This is a genomic window from Nocardioides lianchengensis (assembly GCF_900101465.1).
Classification (GTDB): domain Bacteria; phylum Actinomycetota; class Actinomycetes; order Propionibacteriales; family Nocardioidaceae; genus Nocardioides; species Nocardioides lianchengensis.
Genome location: NZ_FMZM01000008.1, coordinates 18,153 through 42,526, shown reverse-complemented (window position 1 = coordinate 42,526; position 24,374 = coordinate 18,153). Strand labels below are relative to the sequence as shown.

At 72.9% G+C, this 24,374-nt stretch carries 19 protein-coding genes and 1 tRNA gene; 10 read left to right on the top strand and 10 right to left on the bottom strand.

Features of this window, described 5'->3' with window-relative positions:
* The first annotated feature begins 52 nt into the window (after nucleotides 1–52).
* From BLT76_RS15065 to BLT76_RS15050, 4 genes are read left to right on the top strand one after another with little or no spacing between them, the layout of a single operon-like run.
* Nucleotides 53–1,408: a cytochrome P450 gene (locus BLT76_RS15065; RefSeq protein WP_170867078.1), complete on the top strand. Its 1,356-nt coding sequence runs from the start codon at nucleotides 53–55 to the stop codon at nucleotides 1,406–1,408.
* Nucleotides 1,405–2,232, top strand: a complete 828-nt coding sequence (locus tag BLT76_RS15060) for an SDR family oxidoreductase (RefSeq protein ID WP_090857707.1) — start codon at nucleotides 1,405–1,407, stop codon at nucleotides 2,230–2,232. Before BLT76_RS15065 ends, BLT76_RS15060 begins: the two co-directional genes overlap by 4 nt.
* Before the next feature lie 35 nt (nucleotides 2,233–2,267).
* Nucleotides 2,268–2,906 (top strand): response regulator transcription factor, encoded by a 639-nt coding sequence (locus BLT76_RS15055; RefSeq protein WP_090857704.1) that lies wholly within the window; start codon nucleotides 2,268–2,270, stop codon nucleotides 2,904–2,906.
* 41 nt (nucleotides 2,907–2,947) lie between these two features.
* Entirely contained in the window at nucleotides 2,948–3,838 is an 891-nt protein-coding gene (locus BLT76_RS15050; protein ID WP_090857701.1) for a hypothetical protein, read from the top strand.
* Here the strand turns inward: BLT76_RS15050 and BLT76_RS15045 are convergent.
* The 7 genes from BLT76_RS15045 to BLT76_RS15015 all read right to left on the bottom strand — a co-directional run bounded on the left by BLT76_RS15045 (nucleotide 3,822) and on the right by BLT76_RS15015 (nucleotide 10,647).
* A complete protein-coding gene (locus tag BLT76_RS15045) occupies nucleotides 3,822–4,808 on the bottom strand; it encodes a sulfotransferase family protein (protein ID WP_244509422.1) in 987 nt (328 codons plus the stop codon). The two genes, BLT76_RS15050 and BLT76_RS15045, sit on opposite strands and share 17 nt — an antisense overlap.
* Nucleotides 4,809–5,188: 380 nt before the next feature.
* Nucleotides 5,189–5,533: a YnfA family protein gene (locus BLT76_RS15040; protein WP_218856249.1), complete on the bottom strand. Its 345-nt coding sequence runs from the start codon at nucleotides 5,531–5,533 to the stop codon at nucleotides 5,189–5,191.
* Between the two features lie 13 nt (nucleotides 5,534–5,546).
* Nucleotides 5,547–6,686, bottom strand: coding sequence for an LLM class flavin-dependent oxidoreductase (locus tag BLT76_RS15035; RefSeq protein WP_090857692.1), 1,140 nt, complete (start codon nucleotides 6,684–6,686; stop codon nucleotides 5,547–5,549).
* On the bottom strand, nucleotides 6,683–8,041 hold the full coding sequence (locus tag BLT76_RS15030) for an NtaA/DmoA family FMN-dependent monooxygenase (protein WP_090857689.1): 1,359 nt from the start codon (nucleotides 8,039–8,041) through the stop codon (nucleotides 6,683–6,685). The genes BLT76_RS15035 and BLT76_RS15030 overlap by 4 nt, the downstream gene beginning before the upstream one ends.
* A complete protein-coding gene (locus BLT76_RS15025) occupies nucleotides 8,038–9,201 on the bottom strand; it encodes an LLM class flavin-dependent oxidoreductase (RefSeq protein WP_090857686.1) in 1,164 nt (387 codons plus the stop codon). Before BLT76_RS15025 ends, BLT76_RS15030 begins: the two co-directional genes overlap by 4 nt.
* 389 nt (nucleotides 9,202–9,590) lie before the next feature.
* Nucleotides 9,591–10,049 (bottom strand): GAF domain-containing protein, encoded by a 459-nt coding sequence (locus BLT76_RS15020; protein ID WP_090857683.1) that lies wholly within the window; start codon nucleotides 10,047–10,049, stop codon nucleotides 9,591–9,593.
* Between the two features lie 521 nt (nucleotides 10,050–10,570).
* Nucleotides 10,571–10,647, bottom strand: a tRNA-Arg gene (locus BLT76_RS15015).
* Between the two features lie 142 nt (nucleotides 10,648–10,789).
* Between BLT76_RS15015 and BLT76_RS15010 the strand changes: the two genes are divergently transcribed.
* Nucleotides 10,790–13,453: an autotransporter outer membrane beta-barrel domain-containing protein gene (locus BLT76_RS15010; RefSeq protein ID WP_090857680.1), complete on the top strand. Its 2,664-nt coding sequence runs from the start codon at nucleotides 10,790–10,792 to the stop codon at nucleotides 13,451–13,453.
* 11 nt (nucleotides 13,454–13,464) lie between these two features.
* Here BLT76_RS15010 and BLT76_RS15005 read toward each other — a convergent pair whose 3' ends face one another.
* Together BLT76_RS15005 and BLT76_RS15000 are read right to left on the bottom strand one after the other, a co-directional pair.
* The gene (locus tag BLT76_RS15005; protein ID WP_090857677.1) at nucleotides 13,465–14,718 is read right to left on the bottom strand and encodes a sensor histidine kinase; all 1,254 of its coding nucleotides are present in this window, start codon (nucleotides 14,716–14,718) and stop codon (nucleotides 13,465–13,467) included.
* 83 nt (nucleotides 14,719–14,801) lie between these two features.
* A complete protein-coding gene (locus tag BLT76_RS15000) occupies nucleotides 14,802–16,229 on the bottom strand; it encodes an aminopeptidase P family protein (protein WP_244509421.1) in 1,428 nt (475 codons plus the stop codon).
* 59 nt (nucleotides 16,230–16,288) lie between these two features.
* Between BLT76_RS15000 and BLT76_RS14995 the strand changes: the two genes are divergently transcribed.
* From BLT76_RS14995 to ettA, 5 genes are all read left to right on the top strand, one after another.
* On the top strand, nucleotides 16,289–17,410 hold the full coding sequence (locus BLT76_RS14995) for a PrsW family intramembrane metalloprotease (protein ID WP_244509420.1): 1,122 nt from the start codon (nucleotides 16,289–16,291) through the stop codon (nucleotides 17,408–17,410).
* Entirely contained in the window at nucleotides 17,407–19,122 is a 1,716-nt protein-coding gene (locus BLT76_RS14990; RefSeq protein WP_244509419.1) for a GTPase family protein, read from the top strand. The genes BLT76_RS14995 and BLT76_RS14990 overlap by 4 nt, the downstream gene beginning before the upstream one ends.
* Nucleotides 19,123–19,207: 85 nt before the next feature.
* On the top strand, nucleotides 19,208–20,848 hold the full coding sequence (locus BLT76_RS14985; protein WP_090857672.1) for a YfjP family GTPase: 1,641 nt from the start codon (nucleotides 19,208–19,210) through the stop codon (nucleotides 20,846–20,848).
* Between the two features lie 168 nt (nucleotides 20,849–21,016).
* Nucleotides 21,017–21,445, top strand: a complete 429-nt coding sequence (locus BLT76_RS14980) for a single-stranded DNA-binding protein (RefSeq protein WP_090857670.1) — start codon at nucleotides 21,017–21,019, stop codon at nucleotides 21,443–21,445.
* A gap of 74 nt (nucleotides 21,446–21,519) precedes the next feature.
* Nucleotides 21,520–23,202 (top strand): energy-dependent translational throttle protein EttA, encoded by a 1,683-nt coding sequence (gene ettA / locus BLT76_RS14975; RefSeq protein ID WP_090857667.1) that lies wholly within the window; start codon nucleotides 21,520–21,522, stop codon nucleotides 23,200–23,202.
* Nucleotides 23,203–23,852: 650 nt separating this feature from the next.
* On the opposite strand, the gene BLT76_RS14970 is transcribed toward ettA, so the two are convergent.
* Nucleotides 23,853–24,365 carry a MarR family winged helix-turn-helix transcriptional regulator gene (locus BLT76_RS14970; RefSeq protein ID WP_308632304.1) on the bottom strand — a complete coding sequence of 171 codons (513 nt, stop codon included), beginning with the start codon at nucleotides 24,363–24,365 and terminating at the stop codon, nucleotides 23,853–23,855.
* Nucleotides 24,366–24,374 lie beyond the last annotated feature (9 nt).

Here is a 24,374-nt window from a genome sequence, read left to right as displayed (position 1 = left end):
CGGCCTGGCGAGAAGGTTGACAGGACGTCCTTCCTGAATGATCCTCGTGGAGATGACGACCTCTCGAGCACTGCCCGCCGTCCGGCGCGAGGACCGCGGTCTGCCCGTCCTGGGACGCCACCTCGACTACGCCCGGGACCCGATGGCGCTGTTCCGCGGGCTCGCGGAGGAGTACGGCGCCGTCGCGCCGATGCGGATGCTCGGCCGGACCGCCGTGGTGCTGCTGGGGCCCGACGCCTGCCAGGTCGCGCTCACCAACCGCGACAAGGCGTTCGCCAACGGCCCGGCCTGGTCCGAGCTCGTGGGGCCGTTCTTCCGGCGCGGGCTGATGCTCCTCGACTTCGAGGAGCACCACACGCACCGGCGGATCATGCAGCAGGCCTTCACCCGGGACCGGCTGGAGACCTACGTCGCGGCCATGCGCCCCGCGATCGCCGCCGGGACCGCGCACTGGGAGCCCCGCCCGGCGTTCGCGGCGTACCCCGCGGTGAAGCAGTTGACCCTCGACATCGCCGCCGACGTCTTCATGGGCGGGGCCACGGAGACCTCCCGTGCGGAGATGGAGCGGGTGAACCGGGCCTTCGTCGCGTGCGTGCAGTCGGCCGGTGCCCTCGTCCGGGCCGACCTGCCCTTCACGCGGTGGCGCCGGGCCCACCGGGGCCGTCGGGTGCTGGAGGACTTCCTGCGTCACTATCTGCCGGCCAAGCGGGCCACGCGCACCGACGACCTGTTCTCCCAGCTGTGCCACCTCGAGGACGACGAGGGGGCCCGGTTCACCGACCAGGACGTCGTCGACCACATGGTCTTCCTGATGATGGCGGCGCACGACACGTCGACGATCACCCTCTCGACGATGCTCCAGCTGCTCGGGCAGCACCCGGAGTGGCAGGAGCGCTGCCGCGCCGAGTCCGAGGCGCTCGGGCCGCGACCCGACCTGGCGGGACTCGACGGGCTGACCGCGCTCGACCTGGTGATGCGCGAGAGCCTGCGCCTGCGAGCCCCCGTCCCCGTCGTGGTCCGTCGTACCGTCCGCGACACGGTGGTGCTGGACGTGCGGATCCCGGCGGGCACCACCGTCGTCGTGACCCCGCAGTACTCGCACCTGATGCCGGAGCTCTGGAGCGACCCCACGGCGTTCGACCCGGAGCGGTTCGCCGAGGACCGGCGCGAGGACCGCTCCCACCGGTTCGCCTGGGAGCCCTTCGGGGGCGGGGTCCACAAGTGCCTCGGGCTGCACTTCGCCGGGGCCGAGGTCAAGGCGGCCATGCACCACCTGCTCCGCCACCACCAGTGGCGGGTCGCCCCCGGCTACCAGCCGCCGATCGACAACCACTCCCTGCCGTTCCCGTCCGACGGCCAGCCCATCGACCTGCAGCGGCGCCCCGCCACCGAGAGGATCCCCGGATGACCCGCGAGATCGCGTCCCTGACCGTCGTCGTCACCGGAGGAGCGCGCGGCATCGGCCGGGCGACCGTCGAGCGACTGGCCCGGCGCGGCGCGCGGGTCGCCGTCGGCGACCGGGACGCCGACCTGGCCCGCGAGGTCGCGGCGCCGTACGGCGGGCGGGTCCGCGCCGCCGCGCTCGACGTGACCGACCCGGCCTCCTGGCGTGAGTTCCTCGGCGAGGTGGCGGTCCTCGGACCGATCGACGCGCTGGTCAACAACGCCGGGATCATGCCCCTCGGGTCGGTGCTGAAGGAGTCCGACGAGGTCGCGCGCGCCATCGTCGACGTCAACCTGCACGGGCTGATCAACGGCACCAAGGCGGTCGCGCCGGGGATGGTCGAGCGCGGCCACGGCCACCTGGTCAACGTGGCCTCCGCGGTGGGTCGGATCGCCGTCGCGGACGGCGCGACGTACTCCGCCTCCAAGTTCGCGGCCGTGGGCTTCAGCGAGGCGACCCGCGCCGAGCTGGCGCCGTACGGCATCGACGTCACGATGGTGCTGCCGACGGTCGTGCGCACCGAGCTGGCCGCAGGGGTGCCCGCGGCCCGCGGGGTGCGGCCGGTGAGCGCCGACGACGTGGCCCGGGTGATCGAGTCCGCGCTGCGCCGCCCGCGGGCCGAGCTCTGGGTGCCCCGCTGGGCGCAGGGGCTGACCAAGGCCACGCAGGTCCTGCCCCGTCGCGTCCAGGACGCGATGGCCCGGCTCACGCGGGCCGACAGCGTGCTGGCCGAGGCCGACCCTGCCGCGCGCGCCGCCTACGAGGAGCGGGCCCGCCGCCTCGGCTGACGGGTGCGTCCGGGACGCCGACTATCCTGCGGCGTATGAGCAAGCCGGTCCGCATCGCCATCGCCAACGACTACGTCGTGGTGGTCGCCGGGGTCGCGGCCGCCCTGGCGCCGTACGCCGACCGGGTCGAGGTCGTCGAGCTGGACAGCCGGATGCCGCTGGCCACCCCCGTCGACGTGCTGCTCTACGACACCTTCGGCCAGATCCAGGCCGACAGCATCGACGTCGACGCGCTGTCCCACGGGCTGGCGGGCCGGGTGGTGGCGTTCAGCTGGAACGTCGAGCCGGAGCTGGTCAAGCGGGCGTTGGAGACCGGGGTGAACGGCTACATCCCCAAGTCGGTCACCGCCGAGGAGCTCGTCGACCTGATCGAGCGCGTGCACGCCGGCGAGCAGGTCGTGCCCGCCGTCGACGAGTCGGAGGAGAACTTCGGGGCCTGGCCGGGCCGCGAGCTCGGGCTGACCGACCGCGAGGCCGAGATCCTGGCCCTGATCACCCAGGGCTACAGCAACGACGAGATCGCCCGGCACGTCTACCTCGGCATCAACACCGTGAAGACCCACATCCGCAAGGCCTACCGCAAGATCGGTGTGAGTCGGCGGGCCGAGGCGGTGCTGTGGGGCATCGACCACGGCTTCCGGCCCGACACCGAGCGGCGGATGCGCAACCGCTGAGAGACGCTAAGTCGACCGGACCGATCGACTAGTCTGGGGCCATGACCGTCCAGGCCGTGCCGATCCCGTCGTACGACGACGTCCGCGTCGTCGTACCCGCTCCGGACGCCGGTCCCGGCAACTGGGCGGGCGCCGCGAGCGCGGTCCTGGTCGACGGGGTGTTCTGGCTGACCTGGCGGGTCCGGCGGCCGCTGACCGACGGCCGCGGCGTCGCCGTGCAGGTGGCGCGGTCGCTCGACGGCGAGACCTTCGAGGTGGTCGCCGAGGTGAGCCGCGAGGAGTTCGGGGCCGAGTCCTTCGAGCGGCCGGTCCTGGTGCCGGTGCCGGGCGTGGGCTGGCGGCTCTACCTCTCGTGCGCGACCCCGGGGTCGAAGCACTGGTGGGTCGACAGCGTCACCGCCGCCACCGTCGAGGGCCTGCCGACCGGTGAGCGGGCCGCGGTGCTGGCCGGCGACGACCGGGTCGCGGTCAAGGACCCCGTCATCGAGCCGGCCGCGGGCGGCGGCTGGGACATGTGGCTGTGCTGCCACCCGCTGGAGGACGTCGGCCACGAGGACCGGATGACCACCCGCCACCTCACCAGCCCCGACGGGCTCGCCTGGACCGACCACGGCGAGGTGCTCGCCGGTCGCCCCGGCGCCTGGGACGCGCGTGGTGCGCGGGTCACCGCGGTCGTGGCCCACGACCCGCTGACCGTGCTCTACGACGGCCGCGCCGACGCGGCGTCCAACTGGTTCGAGACCACCGGTCTGGCGCGCTGGGACGGTGCCCGGCTGGTCCCCGACGACGGCGTGGGCACGATCGTCTCGCCGCACTCCGACGGGGCGTTCCGCTACGCCGCCGCGGTGCCGCTGCCCGACGGGCGCACCCGCTTCTACGTCGAGGCCGCGCGGCCCGACGGCGCGCACGACCTGGTCACGCTGGTTCGCTGAGGGAGTCGCTGAGCCTCTTCCGCTCCAGGAACGACCCCCGGCTCTCGCTCGACAACCACTCGTCGAAGCTCTCGCCGGTCAGCTCGGCGAGCAGCGCGATGTCGTCGGCGAAGTGCGGGATCAGCCGCTCGCGGGCCTCGGCCGCGAGCTTGGGCCGGTGCGCCTCGCCGCCCCCGCTGAGCTGCGCGATCAGGGGGACGCTGGCCCGCCGCCAGATCTCCGGCGGGACGAACTGGCCCAGCTTGGCGCCGACCCGCACCACCGGCCCGAAGACCTGCGGGCGCCACCCGGGCTCGACGTACGCCCGGGAGTTGTCGCGGGGGATCTCCTCGACCAGGCCGGGCGTGATCCCGAGGAAGGTGCACGCCTTGTCGACGGCCGCCTGCGGGTCGTCGACGAGCTCGCGGTAGCGCATCACCAGCACGCGCTCGCGATCGACGTAGCGGTAGAGGTGCTGCAGCTGCTCGCCGTACCGGCCGAGACCGGCGTAGCGCCAGAACGGCGCCCAGCCGGCGGCCATCCGCTCCTGCTGGCGGGCGAAGGCCTCCTCGAAGTCGCCCACCGGCTCGAGCCCGTCGCACCACAGGTGCATCCAGTTGCTGTAGGCGCGGTCGATGGGGTCGCGGACCACCGCGATGAGCCGGACGTCCGGCAGTCGTTCCGCGATCCGCTGGTGGGCGCTGCGGCTCCACAGGTAGAACGGCGTGCTCTCGCCGCGCTGCTGCTGCGATCCCGCGAGCTCGAAGAGCCGCTCGTACTGGTCCCAGCGCCAGATCCACTCCTGCTGCGAGTGCCGGTCACCCGGACCCCGCCAGTCCGGCGGCGGCGCGTCGTCGCAGAGGAAGTACTTCGGCTCCTTCGGCGTCGTCGTGAACACCTCCGGGTGCTGTCGCAGCGCGGAGTGCAGCGCCGTCGTCCCGGCCTTCGGGGCGCCGATCACGAGGAAGTCGGGGCGAGGGCTCCGGGTCACCTGCGTAAGTGTACTGAGCAACTGGAGTTGATGGTCCTTGTCTGGACCGGGTCGACCTCGGCCGGCGCCCCTGGGCGGCTTGCCGGGTTTCGAGACGGGACTTCGTCCCTCCTCAACCACCGGTGGTGTCGGCTCCGGTGGTTGAGGAGGTTGCGCAGCGGTGTCGGCTTCGGTGGTTGAGGAGGTTGCGCAGCAACCGTCTCGAAACCCGGTGAGCCGACGTGCGGTGTCGAGGGGCCGAAATCGGCGGCGCCCGCAGACCAAGGAGTGGTCCGCGGGCGCCTAGCCCAGGTCTTCTCCCCCCACGGGAGTCCACGAGCCGAGACGAGTATCCCCGAGAAGGGCGGCTCGCGTCACACCCCCATGGGTATGTCGTCCGGTCAGGCGCCACGCGGGGCGTACATGATGACCGCGACGCCGGCCAGGCAGACCAGCGCGCCGGCGACGTCGTACCGGTCCGGGCGGAAGCCGTCGACGACCATGCCCCAGGCCAGCGAGCCGGCGACGAAGACCCCGCCGTACGCCGCGAGGATCCGCCCGAAGTTCGCGTCCGGCTGCAGGGTGGCGACGAAGCCGTAGACGCCGAGCAGCACGACGCCGGCGCCGATCCAGGCCCAGCCCTTGTGCTCGCGGACGCCCTGCCAGATCAGCCAGGCACCGCCGATCTCGGTCAGGGCCGCGGCGACGAACAGGGCGACCGAGCGCAGGGTGTCCACGCGCGTCATCGTCCCAGGGCGGTCAGCCGGTCGCCGACCACGCCCGGGCGAGGAGCTCGTAGGAGCGGACCCGGTCCTCGTGGCGGTGCGTCACGGTGGTGATCACGAGCTCGTCGGCACCGGTCGCCTCCTGCAGCTGCTCCAGCCGCGCGACGACGTACGACGGGTCGCCCACGACCTGGGTCTCCAGCCGGTCGCCGACCAGCTCGTCGGCGTCGTCGGGCCAGGGGAGGGCGCGGGCCTCGTCGGGAGTGGGGAAGGCGATCGCGCCCTCGCCGGAGCGGATGCTGCGGACCCAGTGCCGGTAGCCGGTGGCGAGCTCGGCCGCCTCGGCCGCGGTCTCGGCGACCACGGCGTCGGCGGAGACCGCGAGGTGCGGGCGCGGGCGCTGCTCGGAGGGACGGAAGGCGGCGCGGTAGCCGTCGGCCGCCTCCAGGACGGCGCCCGGGCTGACGTGGTAGTTGGCCGCGAAGGGCAGGGACCGCTGGCCGGCGACGTGCGCGCTCTCGCCGCCGCTGCTGCCGAGGATCCAGACCTCCAGGTCGGCGCCCTCGCCGGGGACGACGTGGGCCTCGGTGCCGGCCGCGTCGCGGTAGGTGCCGGCGAGCAGCGCGAGGATGTCGCCGACCTGCTCGGTGTAGTCCTGCGACTCGGCGCCCGGCTGCTGCAGCAGCGCCCGCTGCAGCGCGAAGCGCGGGCTGTCGAGCAGACCGGTCGGCGAGAACTTCGCGGGGACCCGCAGCCCGTTGGGGGCGTGACCGTCGACGACCGGGGTGACCGCCTCGGGTGGGGGCTCGGGGAACACGGTGCTCGACGGGCGGCTCGAGCGGCCCAGGCCGAGGTCGAAGCGGCCGGGGTGCAGCGCGTCCAGGAGGCCGAACTCCTCGACGGTGGACAGCGCGGTCCGGTGGCCGAGCAGCACCGCGCCCGACCCGAGGCGGATCGTCGAGGTGGCCTCGGCGGCCATGGCCAGCAGGACAGCCGGGGAGGTGCCGGCGACGCCGGGGTTGAGGTGGTGCTCGGCGAACCAGTAGCGCGCGTAGCCGAGCCGCTCGGCCTGCCGGGCCAGGTCGAGCGAGCGCCGGATCGCCTCGCCCGGCGTCGACCCGGAGCTGATCGGCACCAGGTCGAGGACGCCCAGCGGGACGCGCGGGGCGGTCACGACGCGGCCGTTCGCAGGGCGGGGAGGCCGAGGTTCTCGCGGAGCGTCGTACCGGTGTACTCGGTGCGGAACGACCCGCGCTCCTGCAGCAGCGGTACGACGCGGTCGGCGAACTCGTCGAGCCCGGTCGGGGTCAGGTGCGGGACCAGGATGAACCCGTCGCTCGCGTCGGTCTGCACCAGCTCGTCGATCTCGTCGGCGACCTGCTGGGGCGTGCCGACGAACGCCTGCCGCGCGCTGACCTCGACCATCAGCCGGCGGATCGACAGCCCGCCGGCCTCGGCCCGGGCCCGCCACTCGCGGGCGGTCGCGAGCGGGTCGCGGTGCATCCGGACGCTGGCTCGGCCCTGGGCGACCGTGTGCTCGCGGGGATCGGGGTCCACCTCGGGCAGCGGCCCGTCCGGGTCGTACGACGACAAGTCGCGGTTCCAGACCTGCTCGAGGAGCTTGATCGCGGTCGGCCCGCTGACCTGCCGGTGCCGCACCTCGTGGGCGATCTCCTCGGCCTCCGGGGCGGTGTCGCCCAGCACGAACGTCGCCGCCGGCAGGATCAGTAGGTCCTCCGGCCCTCGGCCGTACGACGCCAGCCGCCCCTTGACGTCCCGGTAGAACGCCTGTCCCGCCTCGCGGGTCGCGTGCCGGCTGAAGATGGCGTCCGCGCTGCTGGCCGCGAACGCGCGCCCCTCCTCGGAGTCGCCGGCCTGGAAGATCACCGGCCGGCCCTGCGGGCTGCGGGGGACGCTGAAGCGGCCCTCGATGTCGAAGTGACGGTCGCGGTGGGCGAACGTGCCCACGTCGGCGCGGCCGAGGAACTCGCCGGACGCTCGGTCGGCCACGACCTCGTCGCCGGCCCAGGACTCGAACAGCTCGTGGGCGGTCTCCAGGAAGGTGCGCGCCCGCTCGTAGCGGTCCACCTGCGCGAGGTAGCCGCCGCGGCGGAAGTTCTCGCCGGTGAAGGCGTCCCAGGAGGTCACGACGTTCCAGGCGGCCCGGCCCTCGGACAGGTGGTCGAGGCTGGCGAACTGCCGGGCCACCTCGACCGGCTCGTTGAACGTCGAGCTGATCGTGCCGGCCAGCCCGAGGTGCTCGGTCACGGCGGCGAGGGCGGCCAGCACCGTGAAGGTGTCGGGGCGACCCACCACGTCGAGGTCGTAGATCCGCCCGTGCTGCTCGCGCAGCCGCAGCCCCTCGGCCAGGAAGAAGAAGTCGAACTTCGCGCGCTCCGCGGTCTGGGCCAGGTGCACGAACGAGCCGAAGTCGATGTGGCTTCCCGCGCGCGGGTCGCTCCACACCGTGGTGTTGTTGACGCCCGGGAAGTGGGCGGCCAGGTGGATCTGCTTGCGCGGGCGGCTCATCGGCGGGCTCCCGTCGGGGCGTAGCGGTTGTCGGGTCGGGCCAGGCCGAGCCGCTCGCGCAGGCCGCCCCCGTCGTACGACGTCCGGAACGCGCTGCGCCGCTGCAGCTCGGGGACCAGGTCGCGGGTGATCCGGCGCAGGTCGCCGGGCAGCGTGGCGGGCCGCAGCCGGAAACCGGCCAGACCGGCCTCGGCGCGGGCCTGCAGCAGGTCGGCGAGCGACGTGGCGGTGCCGACGAAGACCTCCGCGTCGCTGCTCAGCGGTCCGCCCGCCCGCTCGTCGAGGCGGGCCAGCCGGTCGGCGGCCTCGGCCTCGGTGTCGCCGAGGACCACCAGGAGCTCGCCGAGCACGAGCAGCGGCTCCGCCCGGCCGACCGCGGCCTCGACCTCGCGGACCCGCTCGACCTCGGAGCGGGCGTCCTCGCCGGAGTGCGGGGTCACGAGCACCACGTCGGCCGCACGCGCGGCGATCCGGACCGGCCGTACCTCGTGGGCGAGCACCACCACGAGCGGCTGGCCCTGCGGTGGCCGGGGCGTGATGGACGGGCCCCGCACCGAGAACCACCGGCCCTCGAAGTCGGCGTAATGCAGTCGCTCGCGGTCGATGAACCGTCCGGTCGCGACGTCGCGGATCTCGGCGCCGTCCTCCCAGCTGTCCCAGAGTCGGCGCTGCACCTCCACGTGGTCGGCGACCTCGTCCAGCAGGTCGTCGGTGCCGGGCAGCTCCCGCCGCCCGACCAGCCGATTCTCGTGCGCTCGTCCCGAAGCCTGCACCCGTACGCCGGCCCGCCCGCCGCTGACGTGGTCGAGCGTGGCGATCGCCTTCGAGACGTGGAACGGCTCGGTGTGCGTCGCCACGACGGTCGGGACCAGACCGACGTACCGGGTCAGCGGCGCCACCCGGGCCGCGATCAGCACCGCGTCGAGCCGGCCGCGGACCCGGTCGGTGCGGTCGTCGTACCCGCTGTAGGACTCGGTCTGGATCGCCAGCGAGTCCTCGATCGTCACCAGGTCGAGCAGCCCGGCCTCGGCCTCGCGGACCAGGTCGGCCCAGTACGGCGCCCGCAGCAGCTCGGTCGGTCGCGCGTCGTCCTCGCGCCAGGCCGCGGGGTGCCAGCCGGCCCCGTCCAGGGCGACGGCGAGGTGGAGTTGTTGAGTCACATCATTAAGTTAACCAAGTCAGTAAGAATAAGCGTCTGGTGTCTCAGGGAGGCGAGGTCGGGTGTCGGCGCGCGCCGACATCCGTCGGGCGGCGATCGACGTCGTCACGCGTCACTGCGACCACCGAGCCGTCGGCGGTCCCCGGAGGAGGGTCTGCGGTCCCGAGCTGGACACACGGGGAGGTGTGCCTACCCGGGACCGCAGGAGACGCGACCTTCGGGCGCCCGAAGGTCGCCCGGGCGGGCAACCCCTCCACGGCTGCGCGCCCACCCGCAGGCGCCCCATGAAGCACGCGTCGCCCCGAGAATAGTTCGGTGGACACGTGTCCACTAGGGCCACGAGGGGTGAAAGACCGGGTTACGACACGTCCTGCCGGAGCCCCAGCGACGTCACAGGCTTGCTTCGCGCATCCGGACGTCGAGCTCGGCCGAGCAGCAGGCTGCCAGGTCGCGCATCATGAGGATCTCTGCCGAGGTCCACTCCCGCGGCTCGTGGTCGATCGCGCACAGTGACCCGACGACGACGCCGCGCTCGTCCATGAGTGGCCAGCCGAGGTAGGCGACGACTCCCATGTCGCGGATCGCGCCGTTGGATCGGAGCTCGGGGTCCTCGCGGGCGTCGTCGACGACCAGACTGCGACCACCCTGAACGACGTGCTGGCAGAACGAGTGCGTGAGCGGGCTGGTCCCGGTGGTGCAGTAGGGCTCCGGCAGTTGCTTCGCCCCGCCCAGGAACACCTGGTGTGCGGACTCGAGGACGGTGACCAGGGCAACCGGCACCCCGACGGCGTTGCGGACGATCCGGGCGTACCGGTCGAACGGGTTCTCGATGTTTGGCACGTCGACCATCGGTTCGTCTCCTCGCGTCAATGCCAGGAGGATCCTCGGCACCGATCAACGGTCGTTAGACCTTCAACTTGTTTGACCCAGGATATCGACGGCCCGCGTTGGCACGTTTCATCCGTTCGGGCGAATCACGCTCACGGTGTCCGAGATCACCGCGTGACCAGGCATGCTCCTCCTCGGTCGAGGAGCACCCTTGCGGCCATGACTCACGGAGATGAGTCGTGCTCGGGCTCGACCTTGAACAACTGTAGGAGCTGCGGACATGCCTGCCGCCACGACCCGCCCTGGTGGCGGAGAGCACTCTTCAGTGCTGGCCTAGGTCCCCACCTGCCGACACGCTGCGGCCAGTCGATCGCCCCGATGCGCAGATGCTCCTGCCGAGACCTGTGCCACGACGAACGTCCGAGCTAGTGCTCCGGCCGGGAGATCCGTCTGAGGACCCCAGCCGGAACTGCTGGACCCATCTCCTCATCCGGCCGGCCAAGCCCGCCGCGGCGGCGGGTCGCTGGCCTGCACCAACTGTCTGGCGCCCCCGGCAGGACTCGAACCTGCGACCGGCGGATTAGAAGGCCGCTGCTCTATCCAGCTGAGCTACGGAGGCGTGGTGCCGTAGAGCCTAGGGGACTGCGTCCCCGACGCGTCCGACCCCCGGCGTGCGTGGTCCGGGCGCGCCGCCGACCAGGTCGTCTAGACCGAGCGGGCCGGCGCCTCGAGTCGGGGGAGCGCCGGCCGATCAGTGATCCATGGCATCCCCCACTGCCGCCGCTGCCCCGACCCCTCGACGCCGTACCGCCGCCGCCCTCGCGGGCGCGCTGGTCCTCGGCGCGCTGTCGTTCGTCGGCACCCTGGCCCTCGTCCCCGACCCGCCCGCCCCCCTCTGCCCCGACGGGACCGAGGTGTTCCGCCAGCCCGGAGGCCTGACCTCCTGCGCGCACGCCGACGTCGCGCCACGCGGCGTGGACATCACGAAACCAGTCGCGACCAGCGTCCTGCGGGCCCGGCCCGGCGCCGGCCCCGGCGCCCACGAGGTCGCCCAGGAGCTCGGCGTCCCGTCGACCCCGGCGGCCCAGGTCGCCAGCCCCGACGTCACCTGCGACGGCGACGGTACCAGCGGCTACCGCACCCAGGCGATGTACGTCGTCGAGGCGAACGCGACCAACCGGTTCGCGTCGCTGAAGTCGACCATGCAGGTCTGGGCGGCCGGCATCGACGACGTCGTCAACCGCTCGGCGGCGCTGACCGGCGGCGTGCGCCACGTCCGCTACGTCACCGAGGCCGGGGGCGGCGGCTGCGTCGCCAAGGTCCTCAACGTGACCGTCCCGGCCGGTTCGATGGTCAACTTCAACGCGACCATCAACGCCGTGAAGGCGCTCGGGTACGACAACCCGGCCCGCAAGTACATGATGTGGACCGACACCTCCGGCAAGGGGATCTGCGGCATCGCGGTGACCTACCCGTACGACACCGACGGGCAGGGCAACCCCAACAACGGCTCCTACCCGCAGTACACCCGGACCGACTCGCCCTGCTGGGGCCTCGGCAACAACGACTACGACCACTCGGTCGAGGCGCACGAGCTGGTGCACACCTTCGGGTCGGTCATGAAGACCGCGCCGCACGGCACCCGCAACGGCCACTGCTGGGACGAGTCGGACACCATGTGCTACGCCGACGGCGGCGGCTTCGCGATGAAGCAGGTCTGCCCGACCAACCGCGAGTACCTGCTCGACTGCAACGCCGACGACTACTTCTCGACCTACCCCGACCCGGGCTCCTGGCTCGACACCCACTGGAACGTCGCGGACTCGCGCTTCCTCATCGGTGGCGGCAACGGCACCGGCGGCGGGAGCAGCGGCACGCCGTCGGTCCTCGGCGCGACCATCGGCGTGAACAACCCGGCGGTCCCGGGTCTGTCCACCCAGGTGACGGTGACCCCGTCGCTGCCGACCGGTCGCACCCTGGCCTCGGTGGCCTGGAAGGCCGCGCGGGCCGACTGCACCTTCTCGACGCCGACGGCCGTGCAGTCCGACGTGACCTGCAGCGCCGCGGTCGTCACCAACACGCTGGTCACCGCCACGCTGGTCGACTCGACCGGCGCGAAGAAGGTCGTCAGCAGCCCGCTGACCTTCGCCACGAACACGGCCCGCCCCGTCACCGCCGTGCTGAAGGTCGACGGTCAGAGCAGCGCCAGCGGCGGGACCGCCTCGGCCTGCACCGGGGCCACCACCCCGGTGACCGTCACCCTCACCGACACCGCCACCGGCCAGCCGATCAAGGGCCTGGCACCGATCCTGGCGAAGACGACCGGCTCCAAGACGACCACGACGACCCTCGCGGCCAGCAAGGACGACGGCGTCGCCACGTCCAGCCACGCGATGCTCGCCGCCACCTCGTTCTCGGCCGCGACCAAGGCCACCAAGGTGTACGCCGCCGCCTCCGCGGTGACCAAGAGCGCCGCGGTCGCGGTCTGCACCCCGGAGCTCACGGCGACCGCGTCCACCCTCGCGCCCTGGTACGGCGACGCGGTGACCGTGTCCGGCACGCTCACCCGTGACGTGGCCGGCGTCGACGTCCCGCTCTCGGGGGTCTCGCTGCCGATCACCGCGACCACGACCAGCGTCGTCAAGGGCAAGACCGTCACCAAGGTGACCTCGCTCGGGTCGGCCAAGACCACGGCCAACGGCACGTTCAGCCTGGCCACGAAGCCGCTCGTCAACGGCACCCTCAAGGTGGCCCTCGCGACCACCAAGTCCTGGACGGGCAGCGCCGTCACGCTGGGCGACCTGGACGTGAAGGTCCCGACCACGGCCCTCGCCGGAGCGGTCGACAAGACCGACGTCGGCCACGGCCAGACCGTCGCCGTCACCGGCACGCTGACCAAGGCGACCGGCTCGGCGGTCGGGGTCTCCGGCGCCACGGTCTCGGTGCGGGTCACCACGGCCGGCAAGACCACCCAGGTCGGCACCGGGCGTACGACGGCCAACGGTTCCTACAGCATCCCGGTGGTCCTGAAGCAGAGCGGCGAGCTGTCGGTCGCCTTCGCGGGCGTCGCGGGCCTCCCGGCGGCGACCGACGTGGTCGACGACGTCACGGCGGGGACCTGGACGACGGCGCTGTCGACGCCGACGGCCAGCCCGGCGACCGTCGGCGTGGCGAAGCCGTCGGTCATCACCGGCACCCTGACCCGCACCTACCAGGGGGTCACCGAGCCGGCCCGCGGGACCCTGACGGTCGCCGTCGCGCCGACCACGGGCGCGGCGGGCACGGTCAAGGTGACCACCACCGCGAACGGCACCTTCACGCTGAAGGTGTCGCCCAAGGTGACCACGACGTACACGGTGCGGCTGGTCGGCCTCGTCGGCCACGCCGACTCGGCGGCCACGCCGGTGAAGGTGACGGTGTCCTAGGACACGAGGGCTCAGCCCGCGCCGGGGAGCGAGAAGTAGAAGGCGGCGCCCACCGACTTCTCGCCCTCGGCGCGGATCCGGCCACCGTGCAGCTCGACGATGCGGGCCACCGAGGCCAGGCCCAGGCCGGTGCCGGGGAACTCGCCCTCGGTGTGCAGCCGGCTCATCGGCCGGAACAGCCGGTCGGCCCGGTCGGGCGGGAACCCGTCGCCGTTGTCGCGGACCACGAAGGTCGTCAGCGGGTCCGGCTCGCCGATCTTGTCGACGGGGGCGCGCTCCAGCGAGATCCGCGCGGACGGCGTGCGGCCGGTGTACTTCACGGCGTTCCCGATGAGGTTCTCCAGCACCATGTGGGCCAGCACCGGGTCCGCGACGGCGTGCAGCCCGTCTTCGACCCGGATCTCGACGTCGCGGTCGGCGACCGTCGGCTCGAGGGAGCGGGCCACGTCGCGGCCGATCTCGGACAGGTCGACCGGCGCCGGCTCGATCGGCCGGTTGGTGATCCGGTAGATCGCCAGCATCCGGTCGATCTGCTCGGCCATCCGCTGACCGGCGCCCGCGATCGTCTGGGCGAAGCCGAGGGCCTCGCGGTCCGCGGGGGACAGCGAGTCCTCCAGGAGCTCGGCGTACCCGAGGATCGCACCGAGGGGGCTGCGCAGGTCGTGGGCGATGGTCTGCACCGCCGCCTCCAGCTCGTCGGCCCGGGCGGCGGCCGAGTCGCGCTCCGCGCTCCGTCGTACGACGGCGCTGCGCAGCTCGAGGTTCTCGAGCGCCACCGCCGCGCTGTTGGCCAGCACCTCCAGCAGCCGGACCTGCGCCGGCGACGCGGTGTGCTCGACCGACCAGTAGGCGCCCAGGACGCCGATGGGGGAGGCACTGCGGATCGGCGCCATGGCCAGGCTCTTCACGAAGGTGGGCCGGTAGGCGTCGTGCGGGACCCGCGGGTCGACGTAGATGTCGGAGATCTGGACGCTCTGCCGGTGGAGCATCGCCCAACCGCTCACGCACGAGTCGAGCGGGAAGCGGCTGCCCTTCCACAGCGGGCTGACGGCGTTCTCGTCGGCGTAGAAGCACGTGCTGTCCTCACGGAGCACCACGGACGCGCCGTCCGCGTCCATCACGGTGCGGATCGCGGCGGTCACGACCTCGGTGACCCGCTCGAGCGAGTCGGCCGTGGAGAGCAGCTCGACGGTGCGGGTCAGCAGCTCGCCGTGCTGGCCGTGCCGCTCGTCGTCACGGCGCTCGTCGTACACGGTCGCTGACATGCGTCCCCCGGATCGCGTTAGGCCCCCACCCTGCGGGTGATCGTAGAGGTGGAGGCGCTCTCCGCTCCCTGCCCCCGGGGGTATCAGCCGAGGTGGCGGCCCATCCACTCCTCGACGTCCGCGGAGCTCCGGGGGAGCGACGCCGAGAGGTTGCGGTTGCCCTCGGCGGTGACGAGGACGTCGTCCTCGATGCGGATGCCGGTGCCGCGCAGCTCGGCCGGGACGAGCAGGTCGTCCTCCTGGAAGTACAGGCCGGGCTCGACGGTCAGCACCATGCCGGCCGCCAGCGTGCCCTTGGTGTAGGCCTCGGTCGACGCGTGCCCGCAGTCGTGGACGTCCATGCCGAGCATGTGGCTGGTGCCGTGCAGCGTCCACCGGGCGTACGTGCGGTCGTCGGGGTCGAGCGCCTGCTCGGCCGGCACCGGCAGCAGGCCCATCCCCTCCAGCCCGTGCGCGAGCACGGTCATCGACGCCTGGTGGATGTCGGTGAACGGTACGCCGGGGCGCACCGCGTCGATGCCGGCCTGCTGGGCGGCGTGGACCAGGTCGTAGAGGTCGCGCTGGACGGGGGTGAAGGTGCCGTCGACCGGCAGGGTCCGGGTGACGTCGGCGGTGTAGAGCTGGTGGCCCTCGACGCCCATGTCGAGCAGGACCAGCTCGCCGGGGGTGATCGGGCCGGAGTTCTCGATCCAGTGCAGCGTCGTCGCGTGTGAGCCGCCGCCGACGATGGAGTCGTAGCCGATGTCGTTGCCCATCGCGCGGGCCCGCCGGAAGAACGTGCCCTCGATCCAGCGCTCGCCGTACTGCTGGACCTGGGGCCACTCGCGGACGCTGTCCTCGAAGCCGAGGGCGGTGATGTCGCAGGCCTCCTGGAGCTGCTCCACCTCCCAGTCGTCCTTGACGAGCCGCATCTCCGAGGCCACGCGGGCGAGGTCGTCGTCGAGGGCGCCGTCGGCGGAGACGAGGCGGTCGACGTGGGCCGACACGCCGCGGTGCACCCGGGTCTTGGCGGGGGAGTTGCGGCCGAGGTCGTCGGCCAGCCGGTCGACGTGACGCACCTCGATGCCGAGGGAGTCGGAGAGCTCGCGGGCCGAGGGCCGCCGGCCGGCCCACAGCTCGCCGTACTGCCGGTCGCGGAAGAACTCGTCGGTCTCGCGGGACGAGCGCGGGCGGGCGTAGAGCACCGCCTCGCCGTCGGTCAGCACCAGCACCGCGTCGGTGGTCTGGTTGCCGGAGAAGTAGGTGTGGGCGGTGTCGGAGCGGAAGCGGTAGTCGGTGTCGTTGGACCGGACCTTGAAGGTGCCGGCGGGCAGCACCAGCCGCTCGCCGGGGAAGACCTCGGCCAGCCGCTGCCGACGCTCCGCGGCCCGGTCGGCGACGGGCTGACGCGGGAGGTCGAGCTCGCGGTCGCCCCAGCCGGTGCGCATGAACGCGGAGTAGGCCTCGGGGACCGCCGGGTCGTGCGACTCGGTCTTCGGCTCGGCTGATTCCGGGGTGGTCTGATCGCTCACCTTCGCCACTGTACGCCGGGGATCCCGCAGGTCAGGACGCCCGACGATAGGCTGCGCCCGTGCCAGGAGCCCGTCGAGACAGCGTCGCCTTCACGGTCCTCGTGACCGTGCTGGTGATCGGTGGCGCCGCCGTGATGCTCCTGGTGATCGCGCTGTCCGGCGCTCCGCGCACCCTGCTGCTCGCGACCGCGCTGGCCGCGCTGCCCGTCGTCCCGCTGGTGTGCTGCTACCTCTGGCTCGACCGCTACGAGCCCGAGCCGCGGGCGCTGCTGCTGATGGGGCTGCTGTGGGGCGGCTTCGTCGCCACCGCCGCGGCCATCCTGATCCAGGGCGTCGGCGGCCTGGTGGCCGGGTTCAGCGAGGACGCGAGCCTGGCCGTGGTCGCGCCCGTGACCGAGGAGCTCAGCAAGGGTGCCTTCCTGGTCCTCCTGCTGTGGTGGCGCCGGGCCGAGCTCGACGGGATCCTCGACGGCATCGTCTACGCCGGCATGGTCGGCATCGGCTTCGCGTTCACCGAGAACATCCTCTACCTCGCCGCCGCCTACAACGGCACCGACGGCACCGGCCCGGGCGGCACCGAGGCGCTGACCGCGACCTTCGTCGTGCGCTGCCTGTTCAGCCCGTTCGCCCACCCGCTGTTCACCACGTTCATCGGCATCGGCGTCGGCGTGGCGGTCACGTCGCGCAGCGGCGCCGTACGCCTGCTGGCCCCGCTGGGCGGGTACGCCGTCGCCGTGCTCACCCACGGACTCTGGAACGGCGCCACGATCTTCGGCTTCGGCAGCTTCGCCCTCGTGTACGTCGTGCTGATGATCCCCGCGCTCGGAGGCCTCGCCTGGCTGGCCGTCTGGGCCCGCCGCTCCGAGCGCCGGATGCTGGCGGTGGCCCTGGACGACGCCGCCCGCCGCGGGCTGATCCCCGGCACCGACATCGGCTGGGTGGTCGACCTGCAGGCGCGTCGGCTCGCGCGGGCGCACGCCCGGCAGGCCGCCGGACCGGCCGCGGAGCGGGCGATGCGGGACTACCAGCAGGCGGCCATCGAGCTCGGCTTCCTGCACCATCGCTTCCTGCGCGGCACCCCGCCGCCCGACTTCGCGGCCCGCGGACAGGACTACGTCGCGAGGATCGGGGCCGTTCGCCCGTTCATCGCCTTTCCCGGACAGGTGGTACCCACCCGATGACAGCTTCCCAGGAGACCGCGGGCAGCGGCGCGCAGATGCTGACCGCACTGGTCCGGCTGCGCGGCGCGCTGCAGGCCGCCGAGCTGCCGCTCGACGCTCCCGGGGCCGACGAGCAGCGTGGGTCGCGGGCGGAGCTGGTCGACCAGCTGGAGGACTACGTCATCCCGCGGGTGATGACCGTCGAGGCGCCGCTGCTGGTCGTGGTCGGTGGCTCCACGGGCGCCGGCAAGTCCACCCTGGTCAACTCGCTGGTCGGACGCCGGGTGACCGAGCCCGGTCTGCTCCGGCCGACCACCCGCTCGCCCGTCCTGGTGCACCACCCCGACGACGCCGCCTGGTTCGGCCAGGACCGGCTGCTGCCCGACCTGCGCCGCGTCGACCACCCCACCAACGACCACGACGCGCTCCAGCTGGTCGCCGCCGAGACCGTGCCGGCCGGCCTGGCGATCCTCGACGCCCCTGACGTGGACTCCGTCGAGGAGCCCAACCGGGTGCTGGCCGCCCAGCTGCTCGCCGCCGCCGACATGTGGCTCTTCGTCACCTCCGCCGCGCGCTACGCCGACCAGGTCCCGTGGGAGCACCTCAAAGCAGCCGCGCAGCGCTCGGCCGCCGTGGCGATCGTGCTCGACCGCACGGCCGCCGACGCCGTCCAGACGGTCTCGACCCACCTGGCCCGGATGCTGGCCAGCCGCGGCCTGAAGGACTCGCCGCTGTTCATCGTCCACGAGGGGCCGATCGACCAGGACGGGCTGCTCCCGCGTCGCCACGTCGCCGAGGTCCGCGCCTGGCTGGCCTCGCTGGCCGTCGACACGAGCGCCCGCGACGGCGTCGTCCGCCAGACGCTGGAGGGCTCGATCCGCGCGATCACCCGCCGCGCCCACCCGGTCGCCGACGCGGTCGCCGCCCAGGTGACCGAGCTCGACGTGCTGCGCGCCGACGTCGCCACGGCGTACGACGAGGCCGGGGCCGCGCTCGTCGCCGGCTCGGGCGACGGCACCCTGCTCCAGGGCGAGGTCCTGGCCCGCTGGGAGGACTTCGTCGGCACCGGCGAGCTGCTGCGCAGCCTCGAGGACAAGGTCGGCTGGCTGCGCGAGCGCGTCGTCAACGCGGTCAAGGGCAAGCCCCAGCAGGCCGAGCGGGTGATGGTCGCCGTCGAGTCCGGCCTCGAGAATCTCATCCTCGAGCGCGCCGAGACGACCGCCGCCGCGCTCGCCGCCACCTGGCGCGAGAAGCCCGCCGGCGCGGGCGTCCTGGCCGGCTCCGCCGGGCTCGAGCGGGCCGGGCGCGAGCTCCGTCGTACCGCTGAGCGGGCGGTGCGCGACTGGCAGCAGGACGTCACGGAGCTGGTCCGCCTGGAGGGCTCGGGCCAGCGCACCGCCCGGTTCCTCGCCTACGGCGTGCAGGGGCTGTCCGTCGCCCTGATGGTCTCGGCGCTCGACCAGGCCTCGACCCAGCCGTCGTCCGCGGCCGGGCGCAGCCTGCTCGACGCGGTGTTCGGACCCGCGCCGACCGCCGACTTGGTCGCCCGGGCCCGCGACACGCTGGAGTACCGCCTCGGCGACCTCGTCGAGACCGAGCGGCGCCGCTGGACGGCCGTCCTGGACGCCCTCCCGGTCAGCCCCGACGCGGCGGCGCAGCTGCGCCAGGCCGCCCGGCGCGTCGACGACGTGCGCTTCGCCAGCGTCCCGCGGAGCGACGAGAGCACCGACTGAGGCCCGGCTGGCTCCGGCCGCCCGCCGGGAGCGGGGCCGGAGCCTCTAAGGTGAGGCCACCACTGTCGTACCTGGGTTGGAGAACATGACGTCCTTGCTGGAGGGGGCCAAGCAGCTGGTCACCCGGGGCACCGACATCGGCGCCCGGATCGAGGGCCTGGAGGCCGCGGCCGAGGCTGCGAGCGGCCGGCTCGACGAGGCCCTGGTGACCGAGGCCCGCGAGGTGGCCGACCGGGCCGCCGGGCGGCTGCGGCTGTCGGCCGAGCACACCGTCGTCGGCATCGCCGGCGCCACCGGGTCCGGGAAGTCCTCGACGTTCAACGCGCTGACCGGCCTCGAGCTGTCGGCCGTCGGCGTCCGCCGTCCGACCACGTCCTGGGCCACGGCCTGCGTGTGGGGCACCGACGGGGCCCGCGAGCTCCTGGAGTGGCTCGGCATCCCCGACCGCCACCAGACGACGCGCGACTCGATGCTCGACACCCGACGCGAGGACAACGCGCTCGACGGCGTCGTCCTGCTCGACCTGCCCGACCACGACTCGACCGAGGTGTCCCACCACCTCGAGGTCGACCGACTGGTCGCCCTCGCCGACCTGCTCGTGTGGGTCCTCGACCCGCAGAAGTACGCCGACGCGGCCATCCACGACCGCTACCTCGAGCCGCTGAAGACCCACGACGAGGTCATGGTGGTGGTGCTCAACCACATCGACTCCGTGCCCGAGGAGCGTCGCCAGGCGATGCTCGACGACGTACGACGCCTGCTCGACAACGACGGTCTCGCCAAGGTCCCGGTCATCGCCATCAGCGCCCGCCAGGGCATCGGCCTCGACGAGCTGCGTGCCGAGATCGGTCGCCGGGTCGCCGAGAAGAAGATGACCCGCACCCGCCTCGAGGCCGACATCCGCGCCGCCGCGGGTCGCCTCGACGCGGCCAGCGGCGAGGGCCGCACCCGCAGCCTCCCCGCCGGTCGTGCCCAGTCGTTCGAGACCGCCCTCGGCGAGGCCGCGGGCGTGCCCACGGTCGTCGACGCGGTCGAGCGCTCCACGCGCATCCGCGCGACCCGCGCCACCGGCTGGCCGGCCGTCTCCTGGATCGCCGGCCTGCGCGGCGATCCGCTGAAGAAGCTCGAGCTCGACGTCGGGGACTCCGCGGGTCGCCTCTCGGGCCGTGCCACTGCCGCGCCGACCTCGGTCTCCGTGCAGCGCGCCCGGGTCGACACCGAGGTGCGGGCGCTGGCCGACGACGCCTCCGAGGGCCTCGGCGCTCCCTGGGCGGCCTCCGTCCAGCGGGTCTCCGTCTCGCGCATCCCCGAGCTGGGCGACCGGCTCGACGCCGCGCTGGCGGCCACCGACCTGGGCGGCCAGCGGCTGCCCGGCTGGGTCAGCCTGGTCCGGGTGCTCCAGTGGCTGCTGCTCCTCGGAGCGGTCGGCTGCGGGATCTGGGCGGGCCTCGCCGCCGCCGGCGTCACGGGTGACGCGCCGGAGGTGGGCGGCCTCGCCGTACCCCTCGTGGTGGCGGTGGCCTGCGTCGTGGTCGGGATCGCGCTGGCCCTGGTCTGCCGCGGCACCGTCGCCGGGGCGGCCAAGGAGCGTGCCGAGTCGGTGCGCAAGCGTCTGGAGGGCTCGATCTCCGAGGTCGCCTCCGAGCTGGTCGTCCGGCCGGTCGAGGCCGAGCTGGCCGCCTACAGCGCGCTGAAGTCGGGCGTGGCCAAGGCGCAGCGGGCCTGACGCCGGGCCTGACACCGGGCCCGACGTCGGGCCACCTGTCGTCCACAGCAGGCGGTCCCGCAGGGCTCGTCCCCAGGGTCGGTCCGGGGCGGCGGCGGCTGTCGGCGCACGGTCGGAGTCTCGAGGCTCACCCCGGCCGCGAGGGCGGCCGCGACTAAGGAGAGTCCCATGACCGACACCTTCGTGACCCTGCACGGCTGGCTCGGCGGCGACGTGCAGGTGCGCCAGGCCGGCGACGCCCAGGTCGCCAGCTTCCGCCTCGGCTGCACCCCGCGGCGCTACCAGCGCCGCAGCGACAGCTGGGTCAACGGCCCGACCCAGTGGTACTCCGTGGACGCCTGGCGGTCCCTCGGCGACAACTGCCGCGACTCGCTGCGCCGCGGCGACCCGGTCGTCGTGCACGGCCGTCTCGAGGCCCAGGTCTGGGTCAACAGCGCCGGCGTCGAGGTGACCTCGTTCGTGGTCGAGGCCACCAGCGTCGGCCACGACCTGACGCGCGGCGTCAGCCGGTTCACCAAGACGACGCGCGCCGAGACGGGCCCGGCGCCGTCGCCGGACCGGTCCGCCATGGAGGACGCGGCGGCCCCGGCCGCGTGAGCCGTCCCGGGGCGGGCCGACCCCGGACGGCCCCGCCCCGGTCCGTGGCCCACGGAACCACTAGCCTGGGAACCATGGCGGAATATGTGTTCACCCTGCGCAACGTGCGCAAGGCCCACGGCGACAAGGTCGTCCTCGACAACGTGACCCTCTCGTTCCTGCACGGGGCGAAGATCGGCGTCGTCGGCCCCAACGGCACCGGCAAGTCCTCGCTGTTCAAGATCATGGCCGGGCTCGACAAGGCCAACAACGGCGACGCCATCCTCGATCCCGGGGCCACGGTCGGGATGCTCCAGCAGGAGCCGCCCCTGACCGAGGGCAAGACGGTCCTCGAGAACGTCGAGGAGGCCGTCGCCGAGACCAAGGCCAAGATGGCCCGCCTCGACGAGCTCTACATGCTCATGGGTGACCCCGACGCCGACCAGGACAAGATCGCGACCGAGGCCGGCGACCTGCAGACCGAGCTCGACGCCGCCAACGTCTGGGACCTCGACAGCCGCCTGGACCAGGCGATGGACGCGCTGCGGTGCCCGCCGCCGGACGCGATCGTCGACAACCTCTCCGGTGGTGAGCGGCGCCGGGTCGCGCTCTGCAAGCTGCTGCTCCAGCAGCCCGACCTGCTGCTCCTCGACGAGCCCACCAACCACCTCGACGCCGAGTCGGTGCAGTGGCTGGAGGGTCACCTCAAGGACTACCCGGGCGCCGTCCTGGCCATCACCCACGACCGCTACTTCCTCGACAACGTGGCCGAGTGGATCCTGGAGCTCGACCGCGGCCAGACCCACCCCTACGAGGGCAACTACTCGACCTATCTCGAGACCAAGCGCGACCGGCTCAAGGTCGAGGGGCTCAAGGACGCCAAGCGCGCCAAGATGCTCGAGAAGGAGCTGGAGTGGGTCCGCTCCAACGCCAAGGCCCGCCAGACCAAGAGCAAGTCCCGTCTCGCGCGCTACGAGGAGATGGCGGCCGAGGCCGACCGGATGCGCAAGATCGACACCTCCGAGATCAACATCCCGGCCGGTCCGCGCCTCGGTGACGTCGTCCTCCAGGCCGAGCACCTCACCAAGGGCTTCGAGGGCCGCACGCTCATCGACGACCTGTCCTTCTCGCTGCCCCGCGCCGGCATCGTCGGCGTGATCGGCCCCAACGGCGTCGGCAAGACCACGCTGTTCCGGATGATCACCGGTGGTGAGCAGCCCGACGGCGGCAAACTCGACGTGGGCCAGACGGTGAAGCTCTCGTACGTCGACCAGACCCGCGGCGGCATCGACCCCAACAAGAACGTCTGGGAGGTCGTGTCCGACGGGCTCGACTTCATCAAGGTCGCCAACTTCGAGATGAACTCGCGCGCCTATGTCGCCTCGTTCGGCTTCAAGGGCCCCGACCAGCAGAAGAAGGCGGGCGTGCTCTCCGGTGGTGAGCGCAACCGCCTCAACCTGGCGCTCACCCTGAAGATGGGCGGCAACCTGCTGCTGCTCGACGAGCCCACCAACGACCTCGACGTCGAGACCCTGTCGTCCCTCGAGGACGCGCTGCTCGACTTCCCGGGCTGCGCCGTGGTCACCTCCCACGACCGGTGGTTCCTCGACCGCATCGCCACCCACATCCTCGCGTGGGAGGGCACCGACGAGAACCCGGCCCAGTGGTTCTGGTTCGAGGGCAACTTCGCGTCGTACGAGGAGAACAAGATCGAGCGCCTCGGCCTCGAGGCCGCTCGCCCGCACCGCGTCACCCACCGCCGCCTGACCCGCGACTGACCACACCGCCGACCCGTCACTCAATGCCCCGGACACGCCGTACGTCGGGCAGGGAGTGACGGGTCGGCGTTCGTGCGGGCGGGCCGAGCTGAGTCCGCCCGCGTGACCTGGATGGGTCCCGACATGCCCGTCACGCTCGCTCGACCGAAATGCGTTCAATCCGCTGGTGGCTGGCTGCTCGTTGGTCGAGTAGCGAGCGCCAGCGAGCGTATCGAGACCTGGTGGGCCCGCCGTACGGCCTCGTTCGTCTCGCGGTCTCGGGGTGGCCCCGGGATTGTGCCTGCGAGATCTGGTTGGGTCTCGACACGCGCGTCACGGCTTCGCAGGCTCAGCCGTGGCGCTCGTGTCTCGACACGCGCGTCACGGCCTCGCAGGCTCAGCCGTGGCGCTCGCTCGACCGAGGTGCACGTCAGTCCGCTGGTGGCTGGCTGCTCGTTGGTCGAGTAGCGAGCGCCAGCGAGCGTATCGAGACCTGGTGGGCCCGCCGTACGGCCTCGTTCGTCTCGCGGTCTCGGGGTGGCGCCGGGATTGTGCCTGCGAGATCTGGTTGGGTCTTGACACGCGCGTCACGGCTTCGCAGGCTCAGCCGTGGCGCTCGCTCGACCACCACTGTGAGGTCCGCTGGCGCGTCCCTCACCGACCGAAATGCGTCAGTCCGCTGGCGCGGCCTGACGCATTTCCATCTCGGGGTGGGCGGCGACGAGGTTGTCGGAGACGGCGTCCATGACCCGGCCGACGGCGGCGAAGTCGTCGCCGTCGACCAGGTCGACGAGGTGCGCGCGTACGCCGGCGACGTGGACGTGGGCGGCCCGCTCGAGCAGGTCGCGGCCCTGGGTGGTCAGCCCGCAGATGATGCCGCGACCGTCCTCGGGCGAGTTGCTGCGCCGGACCAGCCCGGCGCGCTCCATCCGGGTGACGGTGTGCGTGACCCGGCTCCGGCTGTGGGCAAGGGCGTCGGCGAGCTGGGCCATCCGCATCCGGCCCTCGCGCTCGGAGAGGCGGACGAGGATCTCGTACTCGACGAGCGAGAGGTCGAAGGTGCGCCTGAGGTCGTCGTCGAGGCGGTCCAGGAGCAGCGTGGTGCCCATCAGATAGGCCCGCCAGGAGCGCTGCTCCTGGTCGTCGAGCCAGTGGGTTCCCGAACCGGCCGCTGCGTCTGCCACGCGCGGCAG

Coding starts and splice junctions, on each gene's coding strand:
- BLT76_RS15065 (WP_170867078.1), top strand. CDS start 53: ATGACGACCTCTCGAGCACTGCCCGCCGTCCGGCGCGAGGACCGCGGT.
- BLT76_RS15060 (WP_090857707.1), top strand. CDS start 1,405: ATGACCCGCGAGATCGCGTCCCTGACCGTCGTCGTCACCGGAGGAGCG.
- BLT76_RS15055 (WP_090857704.1), top strand. CDS start 2,268: ATGAGCAAGCCGGTCCGCATCGCCATCGCCAACGACTACGTCGTGGTG.
- BLT76_RS15050 (WP_090857701.1), top strand. CDS start 2,948: ATGACCGTCCAGGCCGTGCCGATCCCGTCGTACGACGACGTCCGCGTC.
- BLT76_RS15040 (WP_218856249.1), bottom strand. CDS start 5,533: ATGACGCGCGTGGACACCCTGCGCTCGGTCGCCCTGTTCGTCGCCGCG.
- BLT76_RS15030 (WP_090857689.1), bottom strand. CDS start 8,041: ATGAGCCGCCCGCGCAAGCAGATCCACCTGGCCGCCCACTTCCCGGGC.
- BLT76_RS15020 (WP_090857683.1), bottom strand. CDS start 10,049: ATGGTCGACGTGCCAAACATCGAGAACCCGTTCGACCGGTACGCCCGG.
- BLT76_RS15010 (WP_090857680.1), top strand. CDS start 10,790: ATGGCATCCCCCACTGCCGCCGCTGCCCCGACCCCTCGACGCCGTACC.
- BLT76_RS15005 (WP_090857677.1), bottom strand. CDS start 14,718: ATGTCAGCGACCGTGTACGACGAGCGCCGTGACGACGAGCGGCACGGC.
- BLT76_RS14990 (WP_244509419.1), top strand. CDS start 17,407: ATGACAGCTTCCCAGGAGACCGCGGGCAGCGGCGCGCAGATGCTGACC.
- BLT76_RS14985 (WP_090857672.1), top strand. CDS start 19,208: ATGACGTCCTTGCTGGAGGGGGCCAAGCAGCTGGTCACCCGGGGCACC.
- BLT76_RS14980 (WP_090857670.1), top strand. CDS start 21,017: ATGACCGACACCTTCGTGACCCTGCACGGCTGGCTCGGCGGCGACGTG.
- ettA (WP_090857667.1), top strand. CDS start 21,520: ATGGCGGAATATGTGTTCACCCTGCGCAACGTGCGCAAGGCCCACGGC.